Raw genomic sequence first — 19,070 nt, 5'->3', positions numbered from 1 at the left:
AATCGCCGCAGGTTGCGTGCGTCAATTTTTCCTATGGCTGGGCTCTCATGTTTGGATTCCTGCGTAGTTATTTTTCCAGTGATATGGCGATCGATCTCGGTACCGCCAACACCCTCATTTACGTCCGCGGCAAAGGAATCGTTCTAGACGAGCCCTCAGTTGTTGCGATTCGCCACGATGGCGGTCCCGGAGGTAAAAAAATCATCCAAGCCGTTGGTCGCGAAGCCAAGCAAATGCTCGGACGTGTTCCTGGCAATATCGAGGCGATTCGCCCGATGAAAGACGGCGTGATTGCCGACTTTACGGTGACTGAGCAAATGCTCAAGCAATTCATCCGCATGGTGCATCCACGTAATATGTTCGCGCCTAGCCCTAGGATTATTGTTTGCGTGCCCTGCGGTTCAACGCAGGTTGAGCGTCGTGCGATCCGTGAGTCGGCGTTGGGCGCGGGTGCCAGTCGCGTGTATTTGATCGAAGAGCCCATGGCGGCTGCGATTGGTGCCGGTCTAAATGTATCGGATCCGAGTGGCTCAATGGTGGTCGATATTGGCGGTGGCACGACTGAGGTTGCCGTGATCTCCTTAGGTGGCATGGTCTACAAAGGTTCTGTCCGGGTTGGCGGCGATAAATTCGACGAGGCAATCGTCAATTACATCCGTCGCAATTATGGGATGTTGATTGGTGAACCCACAGCAGAGCTCATTAAAAAAGAGATTGGTTCAGCTTTTCCGGGCTCTGAAGTCCGTGAGATCGAAGTCAAAGGCCGCAATTTGGCCGAGGGCGTGCCTCGCAGCTTCACAGTCTCGTCCAACGAGATTTTGGAATCACTGACCGATCCTCTTAATCAAATCGTGTCCGCTGTCAAAATCGCGCTCGAAAACACTCCGCCTGAGCTGGGTTCAGACATCACGGACAAGGGCATTGCGTTGACGGGTGGAGGCGCCTTGTTACGAGACCTTGATCGTTTGCTTCAAGAAGAAACGGGCTTGCCCGTGATCGTTGCAGATGATCCTTTGACCTGCGTTGTCCGCGGCTGCGGCGATGCGCTCGAGCACCTTGAGAAATTAGGCGCAATATTCATTAACGACTAGTCAGCCTGGCCTTTTGGGGTGCGGGTGACTTTGTACTGAGCTCTGATGCAACGACACGTCACCCTACGTCTTTTTCGGCGCGGAACCGCCGCCGAAGTCACCCTGACCTTACTGGTATTGCTCGCGATCGTCTTGTTGTTTACGGATGCGACATGGAGCAAAACAAATCCTGTTCGCCAGGTAATCGCCACAGCACTGTATCCCTTTCAACGCGTCGTACTTTTTCCACGTGACATGCTCACGATGGCCAATGAGTGGGCCAACGCGGCAGCACTGATCAAGTCTGAAAATGAAGCCTTGCAGCGGCAACGCATCACTTTGGCTCAGGTCTCAACGAATGCGGCGCTCCTTTCAGCCGAGAACACGCAACTGCGTCGACTGTTAGGTGTTTTGGAGACTGCTGTCGACCGCCCGACCGTCGTCGTCGAGGTGCTTTATGAACCAGTCAACGCCTTCACAAGACGTATTGTGTTTAACAAAGGTAGCCGAGCGGGTATCGCTCAGGGCATGCCGGTCATCGATGAAAGTGGTGTGGTCGGTCAAATCACCCGTGTCACACCAATGTCCTCTGAAGCAGCGATGTTGACCGATGAGATTGTGTCGATCCCAGTTCAGGTGCTTCGCAACGGTCTACGGCTTATCGCTTTTGGGTCAAACTCTCCCGGAAAGGTCGAGGTGCGTTACTTTTCTTCTGATGCGGATATTCGAGAGGGTGATCAATTGGTAACGAGTGGTGTGGGGGGCGTCTTTCCCGCAGGACTGGCGGTGGGACGGATCGACCATGTTGAACGTAATCCTGCCTCAGGTTTTGCTCGTGCGGAAGCTCAGCCCGCCTCTCATCCGGAACGCCACAGACATTTTCTGGTTTTACAAGTCCCCGTTGGGGATGGCTTAACGTCCTTGCCTTCAGCCGCTACCATTTCTTCGACGGGGCGTGTGGGTGCGACAGACAAAACCAAGTAATTACGAGGTCATGAAACCACGTTCAAAAAGACCACCCATGCCGATGGCTCACGCCGTTGGTCCTGAGTCTGTCGAGACAACTTCTGGTGCTGGGTATGTGTGGGCCACCATGCTGCTGGTATGGGTGTTGTCCTTGCTGCCTTGGCGCGTCTGGCATTCTGCGCCAGAGTTACTTCTGCTGGTGATTACTTTTTGGTCCTTGCACGACTCTCGTCGTGTCGGAATGGTGGTGGCGTTTTTATTTGGCTTGACGCTCGACGCGCATGATGTGGGGCCACTGGGATTGCAGGCGCTGATGTTCGTCTTGACCGTTTATGGGGCACAAGCCATGCAGCGTCGCGTGTTGCGCTTTGACTTGTTCCAACAAAGTATTCATTTATTGCCTGTTTTTGTGGGCGCGAAGCTTGTGATAGTTTTGATAGGCGCATTTTTGGTGAGTGCATGGCCCGGATGGTCTTGGTTATTAAGCGCTCTTTTGACCGCGGCATGCTGGCCGTTGGTGAGTTGGTTGCTTTTGTTGCCTCAGCATCGTTTGGATGATGCTGAAGGTGGCTCTACTTGAGCCTGATAAACAATGTTTGACTTCAAACAAATAGATCAACAGCAAAAAAAACGCTTCCTGCTCAGAGCTGGTGTGGCGGGTATTTTTGCGGTGATATGTTTTGGTTTGCTTGGTTGGCGCTTTTGGGTGCTACAGGTTGAGCGACATGAAAGTCTCGCCGCGCGTGCGGAAAATAATCGCATTGCTGTGTTGCCCATTCCTCCTCGACGCGGCGATATTTTTGATCGCAACGGCGAAGTACTTGCCCGCAACTACTTGAGTTATACACTCGAAGTCGTGCCAGGCCGTGCCGGCAATGTCGATGAGATGTTGAATCGTTTGACTCCCGTTGTCTATGTCAGTAGCGCGGACCAGCGACGTTTCAAGCGTCGTGTCAATGAGTCGGGTCGTTATGCCAGTATTGTTTTGCGCAATAACCTCAACCAGACCGAAGCCGCGTGGTTTTCAGCCCATTCCTTGCGTTTTCCAGGCGTGGACCTTCGCGCACGCTGGGTTCGCGAATACCCGCAAGGCAAAGCGGCGGGACATGTGGTGGGCTATGTCGGTCGAATCTCAGAGGCAGATGTGACGTCGCTCGAGGAGAAAGGGGAGATCGGTAATTATCGTGGCACCGATATTATTGGAAAAAAGGGAATTGAAAAAACGTATGAGACGGTTTTGCATGGCAAAACAGGCTTCGAGGAAGTCGAGGTCACTGCCCGTGGCAAACCTGTGCGTCGGCTCCGTAAGGTAGACCCTATTCCAGGTTCAAACCTTGTCTTGTCGCTCGATATGAATCTGCAGCGCATCGCTGAGGCTGCTTTCAAGGATCAGCGGGGAGCGTTGGTTGCGATCGAACCGTCGACGGGAGATGTCTTGGCTTTTGTTTCCCAGCCTTCTTACGATCCAAACCTGTTTATCGATGGCATTGATGTTGAAAGCTGGCGACGGCTTAATGAATCTCCGGATCATCCCTTGATTAATCGGCCGGTTTACGGAACATACCCCATCGGGTCGACCTATAAACCTTTTGTAGCGTTGGCGGCACTTGAGCTGAACAAGCGTCGCGCTTCTGATCGTATTAACGATCCAGGTTTTTTTGAGTTTGGTGGTCAGCGTTTTCGCAACTCGGGTTCGACTTATTTCGGCTCAATCGACATGCATCAGGCTCTGGTGGTGTCTTCCGATACTTATTTTTATTCTTTGGCTCCTGAACTTGGTGTCAATGCCTTGCATGATTTTATGAAGCCCTTTGGGTTTGGTCAGATCACGGGCATTGACATCGAAGGTGAGCGCAAAGGTGTTTTACCCTCGACAGAGTGGAAACGTTTGGCTTATAAAAAGCGTGAACAGCAACGCTGGTATGCAGGTGAAACAATTTCTGTGGCTGTGGGTCAGGGTTACAACTCTTTCACTTTGATGCAGCTGGCTCAGGCGACTGCGGTGCTGGCAAATGATGGCACTTATATGCGGCCGCACCTGGTGCGTGCGATCAAAAATCCAACATCGGGTGAGGAGCGTCTGACGGTGGCCGAAGCCTCGCATCGGATTCCACTCAAAACTGAACATCTTCAGACGGTCAAACGTGCGCTTGCCGATGTGACGGTATCGGGCACCGCACGCCAAGCTTTTGCGGGCGCGCCATATCAAACAGCAGGGAAGACGGGGACTGCCCAAGTTTATAGTTTGAAAGGTGGCAAATATCAAAGTAGTGAGATTGATGAACGATTGCGTGACCATGCTTTGTTTATGGCGTTTGCACCTGTCAAAGATCCCAAAATCGCGATCGCGGTCTTGGTTGAAAACGCAGGCTGGGGGGGGAGTGTTGCTGCACCGATTGCACGCAAGGTCTTCGACGAGTGGTTGTTGCGACAACCCAAGGCTGGAATCCTAGCGCGATGAAAGTCTTTTTTAAACTCCTCTTGCGCGTCGTCACGGCTTTTGATTGGCCGCTCATGATTGTGTTGTTGCTGTTGGGGGCGACGGGTCTTTTGGTCATGCATTCAGCCGTGGGCGGCACGGATTGGCGTTATGCGGATCATTTGCGCAATCTTTTGATCGGACTGGGTGTCATGTGGGTGGTGGCAATGGTGCCATTCCAATATATTTTGAAACTCGCCGTCCCTTTTTATATCGTGGGTGTAGTGTTGCTTTTTGGGGTCGAGTTTTTTGGCTCAACGAGCAAAGGAGCAACTCGCTGGTTGAATCTTGGCTTTATCCGTATACAACCCTCTGAAATGCTTAAAATCGCAGTGCCTTTGATGCTAGCTTGGTACTTTCACAAGCGCGAAAGCTCTTTGCGGTTTTATGATTTTTTCGCGGCAGGGGCCTTGTTATTAGTCCCCTTTGTGTTGATTGTTAAACAGCCCGATCTTGGCACGGCATTGTTGGTTTTTGGTGCTGGATTTTGCGTCATTTATTTCGCTGGACTATCATTTAAACTGCTCGCTCCGATTGTGATTGCGATTCTTGTCGGGATTGGCGGCATCCTCGTATATCAGGATGATTTGTGCAAGGAAGAAACAGATTGGGTGGTGTTGCACAGCTATCAGAAAAATCGTGTGTGTACTTTGTTAGATCCAACCAATGATCCGTTGGGCAAGGGCTTTCATACCATCCAGTCGGCGATCGCCGTTGGATCTGGAGGTGTGTATGGCAAGGGCTATATGAGTGGCACTCAAACGCATCTAGATTTTATTCCTGAGCGCACGACGGACTTTATTTTCGCTGTGTTCGCCGAAGAGTTTGGTTTGTATGGTGGTGTGACGTTGCTTGTTTTGTATTTATTGTTGATCTTCCGAGGCCTGACGATTGCAATCGGTGCACCAACGCATGCAAGTCGATTATTGGCGGGGGCGCTCTCGATGGTTTTGTTCGTTTATGTTTTTGTCAATATCGGAATGGTCACTGGTGTGCTGCCAGTCGTTGGGGTGCCGCTGCCACTGCTAAGCTATGGTGGAACTGCGCTCGTGACGATTGGAATAGCATGCGGAATACTCATGAGTATTCGTCACTATTCACCACATGCTGAGTCCTAAGGCTGCACTCGATTTCATCTCAGCGTAAAAGATGATCGGCCTGCAAGCCTTCAAGGAGTTTACGAACCGGGGCGGGTAGCCCAAGTGTACGTAGATTTTTATAGTTGACCCAACGACGTATGATCTCGCCAGAGGGAGGCTGCTCTGGTTGTGGTGTCAAGTCGGAAACATGCACAAGAATCGGCGTAATAGTGAGTCGGTAATGCGTAAAGACATGCAGAAAAGGCGTCAGTGTTTGGAGTTGTTTAGGCGCAAGACCTAAGCGTTCGCAAGCTTGTTGTGCATTGTGATGCGATTCGCACTCAGGCAGACTCCACAATCCTCCCCATATGCCTTGGGTGGGTCTTTGTTCGAGCAACACATGCTCGGCATGACAAGCGACCAACATCCCCGTACTTCGCTCAGGCAAGACTTTGCGTTTGCGTGGCCAAGGGAGTTCTTCGGTTCGGCCTGTCAAACGCGCTTGGCAGCTCTTTGCGAGAGGACAGTCCGTACAACGAGGTCGGCTGCGCGTGCAGACCGTCGCTCCGAGATCCATTTGGCCCTGCGTGTAGCGAGGCATCGCCTGAGGGTCGTCGGAGCACGTTTTCGCAGAGGGAAGCACCTCGCGTGCCCGTTGCCATAGCACAAGCTCTGTGGCCCGTTGTGTCGGATCGCCCTCGATCGCAAAATACCTAGCAAAGACTCTTTTTACATTGCCATCCATTATGGCCGCACGTTCACCATAGCAAAATGCTGCGATTGCGGCTGCCGTTGATGGGCCAATCCCTGGCAGTGTTGCGAGTCCCTCTGCATTTCCCGGAAAGACACCATGCCATTGCGACATGATGCGCTGTGCGCAGGCATGAAGATTACGGGCGCGAGCGTAATAGCCAAGACCCGCCCATTGGGCCATCACGGCTTCTGACGAAGCGTTTGCAAGTGCAGCGACGTTTGGAAAATGACGTAAAAAACGTTGGTAGTACTCAAGGACCGCACTGACTTGCGTCTGTTGCAGCATGATCTCCGAGAGCCAAACACGATAGGGATCTTGCGTGTTTTGCCAAGGCAGATCATGACGTCCGTGGACACGTTGCCACCCGATAATCCGATCGGAAAGTTTCATCGCGGCGCAGTGACTTGTCAGAAGCGGGTGTTGCGTTGCACGGACCATCTCGCCGAGAGGGCGCCTAAGGCGGCAACAATTAGAACACTGACGGCGAGGACAGGAGGGGCAGGCAACGACAACGCAAATTCAGTATCGTAAGTACGGGCAAGTGCCGCGAGTGCATCATTGAGCGGCGCGAGCGTTAAGCGCGCGACGCCGAAACTAATCAGCGTCGCGAGCGAACAGGTGAGTGCGCCCAGATATAAAAAAGGACGCCGAACAAAGGACTCCGTTGCGCCTACGAGGCGGGCCACGCCGATCTCCTCGCGCTGCGATAGGGCTTGCATACGCACGGTATTAAAGACCGTGGCAAGCACAACCAACATCACGCTGAGGGCAAGTAACAATAGACCAATCCGACCAAAGCGCAGGAGAGCTTCGAGACGCTGTACCCAGGCGCTATCAAGTTGCACAAGATCAATGCCTTGCCATGTTCGCCAACTCGCGGCCATTTGATCGGCACGTTTGGCTAGGTCGTCACCCGGGGCGAGTTCGACTACGATGGCATCGGGCAAGGGATTGACGGGGAGTACCTTAAGGGCTTGTTCCCAAGCTGGGTTTGCCCGTAGTTCCTCGAGAGCACGTTGTTTTGGAATGACTCGAACCTTGACGATCTGTCCTGCGTGTTCCTCACGGATACGGGTTGCGAGCTTATCCGCGACCCCATGAGCCGCATCGGTTTTTAGAAAAAGCGTGAGCTCTGGGGTGAGTGAAACTTGGCGAGCGACAGGCTCGATCGAAATGAGGAGCGAGGCGCCTAGCAGGGGTAGTGTCAACGCCAGTGCGATGACTAACAGATTAGTGAGCGAAGAGATGGGTTGCGCCCAAAGTCTTCTGAGCGTGACCACTAAAGCATAGCGATGAAGTCTGAGGAGGCTTTTCATCGCGCAGCGCCCCCAAGGTGTGGTTCGTGATAGCCGGACTCGGGCGATTGAGTCGTCGCAGTGGCAGGTCGTCGAGAGGCGGAGTCGGCAAATTTTCCGGGCTCAATTTTGAAGGCCCGTGTCGCGTATTCTGCCATCAGCGCATCATCATGCGAAGCAATGACTGTCGTGACTCCGACGCGATTGAAGTCTTTGAAGACAGACATGATTCGGCGTGCTGTCTCGCGATCAAGGCTGGCCGTGGGTTCGTCAGCGATGAGGATGGCTGGACGATTGACGATTGCGCGAGCAATGGCGAGTCGTTGCTGCTCACCCCCAGAGAGTTCGATGGGAGGAGTATTTTCCTTGGTGCTCAAGCCCACTTTGTCTAATGCCGCTCTGGCGCGAGCTCGGGCAACATCAGAGGCCAGTCCTGTGACGGTCAACGGGAGCAAAACGTTATCAATGGCACTGCGATCGAAAAGAAGGTGGGTATCTTGCAAAATGACGCCCACCGATCGTCTCAGGTAGGGTCGGGCACGGGCAGAAAGTTGTTCGAGTCGGTGCCCGTTGACTTGGATCGATCCCCGACTTGGGGCTTCGAGGCCCCCAATGAGTTTAAGTAACGTGGACTTGCCAGCACCGGAGGGACCTGCGACATACACAAACTCTCCGGCGGCGACACGGAAAGAAATATCGGCGAGGATGTTGCGTCCTTGGCCGTAAGATTTGAATACATGCTGAAATTCGATCATGACATCACTTAGGTTATTCCCTTATGATAACCCTCCTCTAGCCTATTTTAATAAGCATATGAGACAAGAATTATTGACGGCGAGGGATTTCCCCCATACATTGCTAGTGCGTGTGCGGCTAACATGGTGCCTTGCACAATTAGACCTGCGGTGAGCCCGATAGGCTGCCGTGCCCCTTGGTATTTCGGAGAACGAGTGATGAAATTTTTAAAATTAGCAGTAGTCGGCGCAGCGATGCTTGCGGCCACCACCGTCGCACAGGCAGGTCCTACTTTTGATAATGTCAAAAAGAAAGGCTTTGTTCAATGCGGTACCAATACAGGTCTGGCTGGCTTTTCAGCACCTGACAGCAAAGGCGTTTGGTCAGGTTTGGATATCGACCTTTGCCGTGCAATTGCAACCGTGATGTTCGGTGATGCGTCCAAAGTCAAGCTCACCCCCCTGACTGCACAGCAACGATTTACCGCCTTGCAGTCCGGTGAAATCGATGTGTTGACACGTAACACAACACAAACGATGACCCGCGATACTTCGTTGGGTCTGATCGGTGCCGGCGTGAATTTTTACGATAGCCAAGGCATCATGGTTCGTAAAGATTTAAACATCAAGAGCGCCAAAGAACTCAACGGTGCCACAGTATGTGTTCAGCCTGGTACAACCACTGAATTGAACTTGGCCGATTGGTTCCGTGCCAACAAACTGACCTTCAAGCCTGTCGTGATCGAAAAGGTTGACGAAGTTGTTCGTGCGTATGACTCTGGACGATGCGATGCCTATACGACAGACAAGTCAGGTTTGGCCTCTTCCCGCACAACGTTGAAGAATCCTGCCGCAAACGTGATCTTGCCTGAGGATTTCTCCAAAGAACCTTTGGGCCCGCTGGTGCGCCAAGGTGACGAGCAGTGGTTGAACGTGGTCCGTTGGACACTGTATGCCATGCTCGAAGCCGAAGAGTATGGCATCACACAAAAGAACGTCGACGAAATGCTCAAGAGCACCAATCCTAACGTTCAACGCATTTTGGGCGTGACGCCTGGAATGGGGAAAAACCTGGGTGTATCCGATAAGTGGGCTTACGAAATCATCAAACAAGTCGGTAACTACGGTGAGAGTTTTGCTCGAAACGTCGGCCCAAGCACACCGCTGCGACTTGAACGTGGCCTGAATGCACAGTGGACCAAGGGCGGCCTGATGTACGCCTGGCCCATCCGCTAATCTCTCTTGATACATAGGGGCGACCGCTTTGCGGTCGCCCTAAGTTATGACGAAGCTTAAAGAATCAAACGTAGCACCTCCTGCTCGAAGACGTTTGTCTTGGAATGATCCAGGCACGCGCTCGATTGTTTACCAAGTCCTTGCATTGCTCGCCGTAGGCGGTGTCATATGGTTTTTAGTTCACAATACCCTGACCAACCTGTCAGCGCGTAACATTTCGACAGGTTTTGATTTTCTCAATAGAGAAGCAGGTTTTGCGATTGGTGAAACGCCGATCGCCTATAGTCCCGCGAGCACCTATGGTCGGGCGATCACGGTCGGCTTGCTCAACACCTTGCGCGTCGCCTTGATTGGCATTGTGCTTGCCACGCTCTTGGGAACACTAATCGGTATCGCCAGACTATCGAGTAACTGGCTGATCCGCAATATTTCAAGCATTTACGTCGAAGTCATGCGTAATGTTCCCTTGTTGCTCCAATTGTTTTTCTGGTACGCAATTATCTCGGAAACGCTTCCGGGTCCTCGCCAGGCGATGCATCCATTGCCTGGAGTGTTTGTGTCGAATCGGGGCATGCAGATGCCTTCGGTTCATGGCGATGGTCTGCTGTGGCTGTTGGTGGGCGTTCTGGTTGCCATCATCCTGATGATCGTCATGACAAAGTGGGCGCGTAAAAATCAGGAAAAAACGGGCCAAATTTTCCCCACCGTAAGATGGTCGCTTGTATTGTTATTCGTGGTCCCAGCAGTGATGTGGTTTTTAAGTGGCACCACCTTGGCCCTCGATGTCCCTGAGCTCAAAGGCTTCAACTTTGTTGGCGGGATGACACTCTCTCCCGAGTTCGCAGCCTTGCTGATTGGTTTGGTTATTTACACTGCAGCCTTTATTGCCGAAGTGGTGCGCTCGGGTATCCAATCGGTCAATCGTGGACAATGGGAAGCCGCTGAGGCGCTTGGTCTCAAGCGCGGACAGATTTTGCGTTTGATTGTTCTGCCTCAGGCCTTGCGGGTCATTATTCCCCCGATGACGAGTCAGTATCTGAACATCACAAAGAACAGTTCGCTTGCGGTTGCGATTGGCTATCCCGATATTGTGTCTGTGATCAATACGACCCTCAATCAAACTGGACAGGCGATTGAGGGCATCATGATGATCATGGCGGCTTATCTGACGGTGAGCTTGTCAATCTCGGTATTCATGAACTGGTACAACAAACGCATTGCATTGGTGGAGCGTTGAGATGAGCACGCCTACCCACTTAGTTTCAACTGAAAAAGCGCCCTCAATTAGTGTGGGTGTATTCGCATGGATGCGGTCGCAGCTTTTTTCATCACCTATTAATAGTTTGCTGACTATTCTTTCCGTCTGGCTATTGCTCGCTACAGTGCCCGCGATGGTGGATTGGTTTTTGATCAGTGCGAATACCACTGCCTCGACAGGCGATGAGTGTCGCAAGTCGACGGGCGCATGTTGGGCGATGATTGTTGAAAAACATCGCCTGATTTTGTTTGGTCTCTTCCCTTACGACGAGCAATGGCGACCGATGATCGTGACCGGCATCCTGGTCAGTTCGATCATACTGAGCGGCTGGAGAAAGCTCTGGAATATCTGGTTGCTCGTCGTTTGGACGGTATCTCTGACTGCTGTGGCGATATTGATGTGGGGAGGAATGTTCGGGCTGACCTATGTAGAAAATACGCAGTGGGGCGGTCTGCCACTGACGCTCATTTTGTCTACGTTTGGTATCGCGCTGGCTTTCCCTTTGGGCATTGTCTTGGCCTTGGGGCGTCGTTCCAACATGCCTGCTATCAAGACGATTTGTATTGTGTATATCGAGCTCATCCGTGGTGTGCCGCTGATCAGTATGTTATTCATGTCAGCTGTGATGTTGCCTTTGTTTCTGCCCGAGGGAATGAGCATCGATAAGTTGCTGCGCGCGCAGATTGCCATCATTATCTTTGCGGCGGCCTATATGGCCGAAACAATTCGTGGAGGATTGCAAGCGATCCCCAAAGGTCAGTTCGAAGGAGCCGATTCCCTGGGCTTGAGCTATTGGCAACAGATGAGGCTCATCGTTTTGCCCCAAGCGCTCAAGATTGTTATTCCGCCTCTGGTGGGTTTGTTCATTGCTCTGTTCAAAGACACTTCGCTGGTGGTCATCATCGGCATCTTTGATTTGACGCAGGCTGCGAAGGCTGCTCTCACAGATTCAGCCTGGAGTGGCTTTAGTGTTGAGGTTTACGTCTTTATTTCTGCCATTTATTTCGTTTTTTGTTACTCGATGTCCAAATACAGTCAGTCTCTCGAAAAGCGACTGGCAACCGGTCATGAGCGTTAGGAGCTGCGCGCCAATCTCTGAGCGCGCCCGATTTCTGGAGAACATGTATGGCTGATGCCATCATCCGCATGAAAGATGTCAACAAGTGGTTCGGTAAGTTCCATGTGTTACGCAATATCAATCTGGAAGTCGCTCAAGGTGAGCGCATTGTTGTGTGCGGCCCTTCCGGTTCCGGAAAGTCGACGTTGATTCGTTGTATCAATCGTCTTGAAGAGCATCAAAAAGGTCAGATCATCGTCGACGGCACTGAAATCACGAATGATTTGAGAGATGTAGAAGCCATTCGTCGCGAAGTGGGGATGGTGTTTCAGCACTTCAACCTGTTTCCGCACTTGACCGTATTGGAAAATCTTACGATCGGTCCGATTTGGGTTCTGAAAACGCCCAAGGCCGAAGCCGAAGCTCGTGCCATGAAATACTTGGAGCGTGTCCGGATTAGCGAGCAAGCGCTCAAGTTTCCTGGGCAGTTGTCCGGCGGTCAGCAGCAGCGCGTCGCCATTGCCCGTTCGCTCTGCATGGATCCAAAAATCATGTTGTTTGACGAGCCGACCTCGGCGCTTGATCCTGAGATGGTCAAAGAAGTTCTGGATGTGATGATTGGACTCGCCGAAGAGTCAGGTATGACCATGATATGCGTGACGCACGAAATGGGTTTTGCCCGTAAAGTCGCCGATCGCGTGATCTTTATGGATCAGGGCGAGATCATCGAGGAAAACAAGCCTGAAGCCTTTTTTGATCATCCTCAAAATGAGCGTACCAAGCTCTTTTTGAGTCAAATTCTCCACTAATTGGAACAATGATGAAAACCTTACACGGCAAACTTCGCAGAATCTTTTTGTTAGCGCTTGGTTTGAGTAGTGTGTCGTTTGGTCCGATGGCTCAAGCGCAAGTTGCTAGCGATTGGCCTACCAAGCCTATTCGTTTTGTCGTGCCTTATCCACCTGGTGGTCCGCTTGATACGATTGCGCGGGTGTTGGCCGAACAGGTTAAACCCACCCTTGGACAGGCGGTCATCGTTGAAAATCGCCCCGGCGCGGGTGGCAATATTGGTGCCGATCTGATCGCCAAGGCGCAGCCCGATGGATACTCGCTGGTCATGGGTGCGGTCGCGACCCACGCCATCAATCCCTCCCTTTATAGCAAGATCCCATACGATGCTGTTCGTGATTTCACGCCTGTCGCGCTTGTGGCTTCAGTACCCAATGTGCTGATCGTGAATAAAGAGTTCGCTGACAAAAATGGCATCCGTACGATGCAGGATTTAGTCAAGTATGCTCTGGCTAATCCGGGTAAGCTGAATTATGGTTCCGGTGGCTCGGGCAGTGCGGGTCACCTCGCAGGCGAGTTGCTCTCGGCTAGGACAAAGCTCAAGGCCGTCCATATTCCTTATCAGGGTGCGGCTCCGGCAAAGCTTGCTTTGCTTGCCGGACAATCAGATTACATGTTTGATAATCTTGCCTCTGCGGTGGGTCTGATTAAGGAAGGTAAAGTCCTTGCCTTGGCGGTGACGACCGAGAAACGCTCAGACATATTGCCCGAGGTGCCGACGGTGCAAGAGACAGGAATCAAGCCTTTTGATATTGGGACGTGGTTTGGTGTCTTTACGACTGGGGGTACACCTCCTGCTGTGGTAGCTAAGCTGCATCAAGCCTACGCTGCAGCCTTGGTAGATCCCGCGGTACAGGCACGACTCAAACAGATGGGTTCGAATGCGTCAAGTTTGACGCCCGCACAGTTTGCCGAGATGGTGGTTCAAGAGGGCAAAAAGTATCAGGAGCTGGTCAAGCTCTCGGGTGCCAAGGTTGATTAATGTTGTCGCAGTGACTCGCCTGCGTTGGGTGCAAGACGCCAAAAGGCAAGGCTAGCAAGTGCACACATTGTGCCGATCACAATAAAACCGACCATCACGTCAGCGGCGATCAAGGTATCACTGCCTCGCCAGACCATGCTTAGATTCAGTGCTTCGGCGGCAACACCGACACCCAAGCTAATTCCTAATTGCTGTGCCATGGCGGCAAAGCTGCTGGCTCGGCTCATTCCCGCATGCGCAATGTCGGCATAGGCGAGCGTATTGACGGCAGTGAACTGCAAGGAGCGGAAAAACCCGCCTACCAATAAGATGCCTAGCATGATGATGCCTGGCATTTCTGGAGTGAAACTCGCGCAGGCGGCTAGGCTCACCCCGGTCAAGATCGCATTGATGGTCAGCACATGCCGATAACCCCAACGGTTGAGAATGCGTGGAGCCGCCATTTTCATGAGGAGCGAACCGATCGCGCCCACAAAGGTAATGAGCCCAGCCGCGAGCGCGCTCATACCAAAGCCGATCTGTAGTAGCAGCGCGAGTAGGTAAGGGGTGGCACCGACCGCAAAACGACACAAATTTCCAGCGAGAACCGCTGCCCGAAACGTCGGGATACGCAGCAATTTCAAGTCAAGAATTGGGTTGGGATGTCGGCGTGCGTGCAAAACATATAAAGCACCTGTGATCAGTCCTGTCCCGATGATGGCCAAGGAGATCCACCCAGAGGGGCCGCCATGGCCGAGTGACTCAAAACCGCTGACGAGGGTCGCCATGCAAATGGCGCTGAGTAAAAATCCAATCACATCGAGTCGGGGCGGCTCGGCATCGGCCGGCAGCTCTTTCACATAATGAATGATGAGCCAAATCCCAAGTAAGCCAATCGGTATATTGATTAGAAAAATCCATTGCCAAGAGGCATAGGTGACCAATAGTCCTCCCAGGGGTGGGCCAGCCATAGGTCCAATCAAGGCCGGCATCGATAAAAAGGCCATCGCCTTTAGTAAATTATGCTTAGGAATGGTTCTAAGCAATATGATTCGGCCGACCGGAACCATCATCGCGCCACCCAGGCCCTGAACGACACGCGACATCACAAGCTGCGTCAGAGAGTTTGAGAGCGCGCAGGTCAGCGAACTGAGGGTAAAGAGGGCAATGGCAGCAATAAACACCCTACGCGCGCCGAAGCGGTCTGCGGCCCAACCACTGACGGGTACGAACATCGCAACCGCAATCAGGTAAGACGTAATCGTGATATTCATACTGATCGGATCAGAGTCCAGATCACGTGCCATGGAAGGCAGTGCCGTGATCACGACCGTTGAGTCCAGCATCTGCATCAGGAGCGCGCAACCAACAATAAAGGGCAAGATGCGCTGGGCGGGGGTGGGTGCTTCATGGGGATGGCTAGACATTGGCGGCTCTACAGTACACTAGCAAGCAGTCTAACCTTTTGTTGACGAGTTATGGCAGACCAATACACCTCAGAAATCACACAGTTCCTCCAGAAATTCAAGTCGGAGCATCCTGATGTCGAGCAACGCCAACGCGACGGCCGTGCCCGCCTCTGGGACCGTCCGCAAGACCCTGAGTTGACCGAAGCATTCAAACAGGCGCGCGTCCGTCAAAACCCCTACGTCTATCAGAACGACTAGAACTCGATGGTGCCCAATCAAGTATCAGGCGATAGCCTGAGTGCGCTCGTGGATCCCTCGATAGACACCACCCCGGATGTCATCGATGCGGTTGCACTTGCACGACTGTATGGCGAACCTTTGTTCTCGTTGCCTAATGATTTATATATTCCGCCAGATGCGCTTGAAGTCTTTCTAGAGACGTTTCAAGGGCCTTTGGATTTATTGCTCTACCTCATTCGCAAACAGAACTTCAATGTTCTGGACATTCCGATGGCCGAAGTGACGCGACAATATTTGTCGTACGTCGACCAGATCCGGATGCACAATCTCGAGCTTGCCGCCGAGTATCTCTTGATGGCTGCGATGCTCATCGAGATCAAGGCGCGCATGCTGTTACCGATCAAGAAAACAGACTCTGGTGAAGAGTCTGAGGATCCGCGCGCAGAACTCGTCAGACGTCTGCTCGAGTATGAGCAAATGAAACTCGCAGCCCAAAAACTGGATACCTTGCCACAATTGGGACGTGATTTTCAGCGCTCACAGGCTTTTGCGGATTTGCGTATCGAGCGCGCATTGCCCGAAGTGAGTGTCGATGATTTGCGTCAGGCCTGGATTGATATCATTAAGCGCGCCAAACTGAACGCCCACCATCACATTACACGTGAGCAATTATCGGTACGTGATCATATGACGCATATTTTGAGGCGCTTGTCCGATGTGCGATTTATCGAATTTGGCGAGCTCTTCATGGAACGTATTTCAGAGGGGGCAGCTGTCGCTGTCGTGGTCGTGCACTTTCTCGCATTGCTCGAACTTTCTCGTGAATCTTTACTCGAAATCACACAGGCCGAGCCCTATGCGCCTATCTATGTGCGACTGGCCTACACCAGTGCTGCGGTTTGACCGCTCGTCATACCGCGTCCGGAGAATGTATTGAAGGTTGTACATACGATTGAAGAGTTGCGTGACCAACTGCGAGGCCAGTTGCGCGTTTCTTTTGTGCCTACCATGGGTAATCTGCATGAGGGCCATTTGGCGCTCATGAAACTCGCCAGACAGCATGGTGACCCTGTTGTCGCGAGTATTTTTGTTAATCGCTTACAGTTTGGTCCCAACGAGGATTTTGAACGCTACCCTCGAACTTTACAGGACGATATTGCCAAGCTCGAGCGCGATCGGAATGTCTATGTTTTGTTCGCGCCGGATGAGCGCGAGCTCTATCCTGAGCCACAGAGCTATCGCGTCCAGCCTCCCCAAGAGTTGGGCGATATCCTCGAAGGCGAATGTCGTCCTGGTTTCTTTGGTGGCGTAAGTACCGTAGTACTCAAACTTTTCTCCTGTGTTCAACCTCGCGTGGCAGTCTTTGGAAAAAAGGACTATCAACAATTGATGGTGATACGCAATATGTGTAGACAGTTTCAGTTGCCCGTTGAGATCATGGCGCATGAGACTGTCCGCGCGGACGATGGCTTGGCGCTTTCGTCACGCAATGTCTATTTGCAAGACGCCGAGCGCAAAGAAGCGCCACAATTGTTTGCACTATTGCAGTCCATGCAAAGCAAACTCCGAGCAGGTATGCATGATGTCGAGCAACTCGCCGCGGAGGTCACCGCGGTCCTCGCCAAACGTGGTTGGGAGGTTGATTACATCGCCGTTCGTCGCCAGCGTGATTTACACAAGCCTACGATTGATCAAGTCGCTGCTGACGAGCCTCTGGTTGCATTGGCAGCCGCCAAGCTTGGTGCTACTCGCCTGATCGACAACCTCGAGCTTTAACAATACGTATATAGGCCGTGATGGTTGTGATGGTGTCAATAGGTACCTAGGGTAAATCCGCCTGTCAGATTTGACAGCTTACCTTTGAGTCCGTGTTCTGCCAGACTTTGCCTCGTGTTGATACGGAGGCAAGATGAAACATCCTGACGATAATCGTGGTGCGGGTTGGCGAGCACTGACTGCGCGAGAGCGCGATGTGATTCACCCCGTCGCGGAGGGTAAATCAAACAAATTCATCGCAATCGAATTAGGGATTTCGATGCGAACCGTTGAGGCGCATCGCGCACGCATTTTTTACAAAATGGGTGTGCGCAATGCTGTACAACTCGCTCGCGAGGTGTGTACGAATCCAGAGACTTGATCAAAGCATCCGTTAAGGACAGTTGGGTGCTGTGGCCTTGTTGAGCTCGTCAATCGGATCGAGATCAGGCTGTCGAGTCAGCGTGTACGTGAGGTTGACCGAATCGCCATTGATGGAGACGAGGCGCAGTACGTTGGTCGAGGTCAGCGCGAGCTCTGCGCGGACGTTACCCGAGGGGTTAAGCAAAATAATGCGGGGAACGGCCTGAGGAATAACGCGCCAGCAGCCTTGATCAGTCAGTGAAGAACCACTTTTGCTTGCTAGCTCCAAATACGCGGCCCTGGCGCGCCAGCGACCATTGGGTGCCAAGCTGATCGTGATGCGCTGCGCTGAGCATTTCATTTCAGGATGAAAGCAGGGCAAGGTGCCGGCAAAGGTCAGCGGTTCGGGAAACAGAGAGGCTTGGAGTGAGTCGATTGGCAATGCTGCTTTTGCGCTCTGATTGGCGTTAGCCGCGGCTTGAGTCGCACCGGATGGTTGACCTTGCACTGGCGCGGCGTCCGAAGCGCGTCCTTTTAGGCCAATTTGAATCTGGCTTGGTGCTCGCATCGTCTGACTGCCGTAGGGTGACTCGGCATACTCAATGGCGTCCGTGGTTGAGCTAGCAACCGGAGGGTTGTAGTAGCCGGGCTGTTGCATTTGCTGTTGCATCTGGGCGCAGCCGGCAACGGCGACGGGCAAGCAAAGGGCAAGAGTGCGGTAAATCGTTGCACGGAGAGAAGAGTGCCCTGCAGTTCGTCCTGACATGATGACATTCCCAATTAAAAACAAAAGGATCTTACTAAGAATGATTGCATTTTACGCACTTGGCCTAATGGGTGCACATCTCATACAAAGGAAAGATTAAAGTGGATGAGCAGATGTGGATCGCGCTCGTGGGGGTCATGATAGGTTTATTGTTGTCTGTACCCCTGCTTTGGTTATCGTGGAAAATACCTCAGCAACTCTTAATGGAGGATTCTGGGCTGCGTTTGTTGACTTGGACCGAACCAGCAATTCGCGCGCTTCAGTGGCAGGATGTTTTGTTTGTGTCGCTGTTATGTGTATGCGCCTCGAGTACAGCCTTAATCTGGGGGCTGGAAGTCGAGACGGGTGTGGCATTTGCTTTTTGCGCCATGCTTTTGCTGCTTGCCCGGATTGATGCTCGTACGCATTTGTTGCCGGACATACTTACGCTGCCTCTTTTGTGGCTGGGTTTGCTGTGGCATGCTGCAGGCTTGGGCGAGCGGTCGCTGGAGCTCGCGGTTTGGGGCGCTGCTGCGGGATATATTGTCCTTTGGCTGCCTGCAGGCTTGATGGGTGCCTGGCTGGGTAAGACGCTGATGGGACATGGAGACTTCAAACTCTCGGCTGCGATTGGCGCCTGGCTGGGTTGCTGGGCTTTACCTTTTGTGTGGATATTGGCGTGCACCTCAAGCATTTTGTTTGTCGCCTTGGCAACGCGTTTCGGTGGGCGTCGGTTACGTGAACCCATGCCTTTTGGGCCAGGTTTGGCGCTTGGAGGTATCCTGATGCTGTTTTTTGATACGTTGTAAGCGAATTTCCA

General features: G+C 52.5%; 20 protein-coding genes. 15 read left to right on the top strand and 5 right to left on the bottom strand.

Annotated elements, in window-relative coordinates; translation table 11 throughout:
• Positions 1–47: 47 nt before the first annotated feature.
• The 5 genes from AC8GE9_RS15355 to rodA are packed head-to-tail and all read left to right on the top strand — an operon-like array spanning position 48 to position 5,633.
• Complete coding sequence (locus AC8GE9_RS15355; protein WP_506678042.1) at positions 48–1,091, top strand: rod shape-determining protein; 1,044 nt, start codon at positions 48–50, stop codon at positions 1,089–1,091.
• Between the two features lie 45 nt (positions 1,092–1,136).
• A complete protein-coding gene (mreC, locus tag AC8GE9_RS15350) occupies positions 1,137–2,054 on the top strand; it encodes a rod shape-determining protein MreC (RefSeq protein WP_506678041.1) in 918 nt (305 codons plus the stop codon).
• Between the two features lie 10 nt (positions 2,055–2,064).
• Positions 2,065–2,616: a rod shape-determining protein MreD gene (gene mreD, locus AC8GE9_RS15345; RefSeq protein ID WP_506678040.1), complete on the top strand. Its 552-nt coding sequence runs from the start codon at positions 2,065–2,067 to the stop codon at positions 2,614–2,616.
• Positions 2,617–2,628: 12 nt separating this feature from the next.
• Complete coding sequence (mrdA, locus tag AC8GE9_RS15340; RefSeq protein WP_506678039.1) at positions 2,629–4,497, top strand: penicillin-binding protein 2; 1,869 nt, start codon at positions 2,629–2,631, stop codon at positions 4,495–4,497.
• Positions 4,494–5,633 (top strand): rod shape-determining protein RodA, encoded by a 1,140-nt coding sequence (gene rodA / locus AC8GE9_RS15335; RefSeq protein WP_506678038.1) that lies wholly within the window; start codon positions 4,494–4,496, stop codon positions 5,631–5,633. The genes mrdA and rodA overlap by 4 nt, the downstream gene beginning before the upstream one ends.
• A gap of 19 nt (positions 5,634–5,652) precedes the next feature.
• Here rodA and mutY read toward each other — a convergent pair whose 3' ends face one another.
• Genes mutY through AC8GE9_RS15320 form a run of 3 tightly spaced genes read right to left on the bottom strand, consistent with a single transcriptional unit; the run spans position 5,653 to position 8,398 of the window.
• On the bottom strand, positions 5,653–6,738 hold the full coding sequence (gene mutY / locus AC8GE9_RS15330; protein WP_506678037.1) for an A/G-specific adenine glycosylase: 1,086 nt from the start codon (positions 6,736–6,738) through the stop codon (positions 5,653–5,655).
• Positions 6,739–6,755: 17 nt separating this feature from the next.
• Positions 6,756–7,664, bottom strand: coding sequence for a cell division protein FtsX (locus AC8GE9_RS15325; protein WP_506678036.1), 909 nt, complete (start codon positions 7,662–7,664; stop codon positions 6,756–6,758).
• Positions 7,661–8,398, bottom strand: coding sequence for a cell division ATP-binding protein FtsE (locus tag AC8GE9_RS15320; protein WP_506678035.1), 738 nt, complete (start codon positions 8,396–8,398; stop codon positions 7,661–7,663). Before AC8GE9_RS15320 ends, AC8GE9_RS15325 begins: the two co-directional genes overlap by 4 nt.
• A gap of 198 nt (positions 8,399–8,596) precedes the next feature.
• Between AC8GE9_RS15320 and AC8GE9_RS15315 the strand changes: the two genes are divergently transcribed.
• From AC8GE9_RS15315 to AC8GE9_RS15295, 5 genes are read left to right on the top strand one after another with little or no spacing between them, the layout of a single operon-like run.
• On the top strand, positions 8,597–9,613 hold the full coding sequence (locus tag AC8GE9_RS15315; RefSeq protein WP_506678034.1) for an amino acid ABC transporter substrate-binding protein: 1,017 nt from the start codon (positions 8,597–8,599) through the stop codon (positions 9,611–9,613).
• A gap of 46 nt (positions 9,614–9,659) precedes the next feature.
• Positions 9,660–10,850 carry an amino acid ABC transporter permease gene (locus tag AC8GE9_RS15310; protein WP_506678033.1) on the top strand — a complete coding sequence of 397 codons (1,191 nt, stop codon included), beginning with the start codon at positions 9,660–9,662 and terminating at the stop codon, positions 10,848–10,850.
• 1 nt (position 10,851) lies between these two features.
• Positions 10,852–11,949 carry an amino acid ABC transporter permease gene (locus AC8GE9_RS15305; protein WP_506678032.1) on the top strand — a complete coding sequence of 366 codons (1,098 nt, stop codon included), beginning with the start codon at positions 10,852–10,854 and terminating at the stop codon, positions 11,947–11,949.
• 47 nt (positions 11,950–11,996) lie between these two features.
• Positions 11,997–12,737: an amino acid ABC transporter ATP-binding protein gene (locus AC8GE9_RS15300; protein ID WP_506678031.1), complete on the top strand. Its 741-nt coding sequence runs from the start codon at positions 11,997–11,999 to the stop codon at positions 12,735–12,737.
• 8 nt (positions 12,738–12,745) lie between these two features.
• The gene (locus AC8GE9_RS15295) at positions 12,746–13,759 is read left to right on the top strand and encodes a Bug family tripartite tricarboxylate transporter substrate binding protein (RefSeq protein ID WP_506678030.1); all 1,014 of its coding nucleotides are present in this window, start codon (positions 12,746–12,748) and stop codon (positions 13,757–13,759) included.
• Here AC8GE9_RS15295 and AC8GE9_RS15290 read toward each other — a convergent pair.
• Positions 13,756–15,165, bottom strand: coding sequence for a DHA2 family efflux MFS transporter permease subunit (locus tag AC8GE9_RS15290; RefSeq protein WP_506678029.1), 1,410 nt, complete (start codon positions 15,163–15,165; stop codon positions 13,756–13,758). The genes AC8GE9_RS15295 and AC8GE9_RS15290 overlap by 4 nt on opposite strands.
• Before the next feature lie 51 nt (positions 15,166–15,216).
• On the opposite strand from AC8GE9_RS15290, the gene AC8GE9_RS15285 reads away from it, so the two are divergent.
• The 4 genes from AC8GE9_RS15285 (at position 15,217) to AC8GE9_RS15270 (ending at position 17,524) form a co-directional block, all read left to right on the top strand.
• Positions 15,217–15,405, top strand: coding sequence for a DUF3460 family protein (locus tag AC8GE9_RS15285; protein ID WP_506678028.1), 189 nt, complete (start codon positions 15,217–15,219; stop codon positions 15,403–15,405).
• Positions 15,406–15,411: 6 nt separating this feature from the next.
• Positions 15,412–16,290, top strand: a complete 879-nt coding sequence (locus AC8GE9_RS15280) for a segregation and condensation protein A (RefSeq protein ID WP_506678027.1) — start codon at positions 15,412–15,414, stop codon at positions 16,288–16,290.
• Positions 16,291–16,320: 30 nt separating this feature from the next.
• Complete coding sequence (panC, locus tag AC8GE9_RS15275; protein WP_506678026.1) at positions 16,321–17,163, top strand: pantoate--beta-alanine ligase; 843 nt, start codon at positions 16,321–16,323, stop codon at positions 17,161–17,163.
• Between the two features lie 133 nt (positions 17,164–17,296).
• Positions 17,297–17,524 carry a response regulator transcription factor gene (locus AC8GE9_RS15270; RefSeq protein WP_506678025.1) on the top strand — a complete coding sequence of 76 codons (228 nt, stop codon included), beginning with the start codon at positions 17,297–17,299 and terminating at the stop codon, positions 17,522–17,524.
• 12 nt (positions 17,525–17,536) lie between these two features.
• On the opposite strand, the gene AC8GE9_RS15265 is transcribed toward AC8GE9_RS15270, so the two are convergent.
• The gene (locus AC8GE9_RS15265) at positions 17,537–18,271 is read right to left on the bottom strand and encodes a copper resistance protein NlpE N-terminal domain-containing protein (RefSeq protein WP_506678024.1); all 735 of its coding nucleotides are present in this window, start codon (positions 18,269–18,271) and stop codon (positions 17,537–17,539) included.
• A gap of 101 nt (positions 18,272–18,372) precedes the next feature.
• Here AC8GE9_RS15265 and AC8GE9_RS15260 point away from each other — a divergent pair, with 101 nt between their 5' ends.
• On the top strand, positions 18,373–19,059 hold the full coding sequence (locus tag AC8GE9_RS15260; RefSeq protein WP_506678023.1) for a prepilin peptidase: 687 nt from the start codon (positions 18,373–18,375) through the stop codon (positions 19,057–19,059).
• Positions 19,060–19,070 lie beyond the last annotated feature (11 nt).

The organism is Zwartia lucis, from assembly GCF_965234455.1.
Classification (GTDB): domain Bacteria; phylum Pseudomonadota; class Gammaproteobacteria; order Burkholderiales; family Burkholderiaceae_B; genus Zwartia; species Zwartia lucis.
Note: the sequence above shows the minus strand (reverse complement) of the source record. Positions and strands in the feature narration are given on the sequence as shown.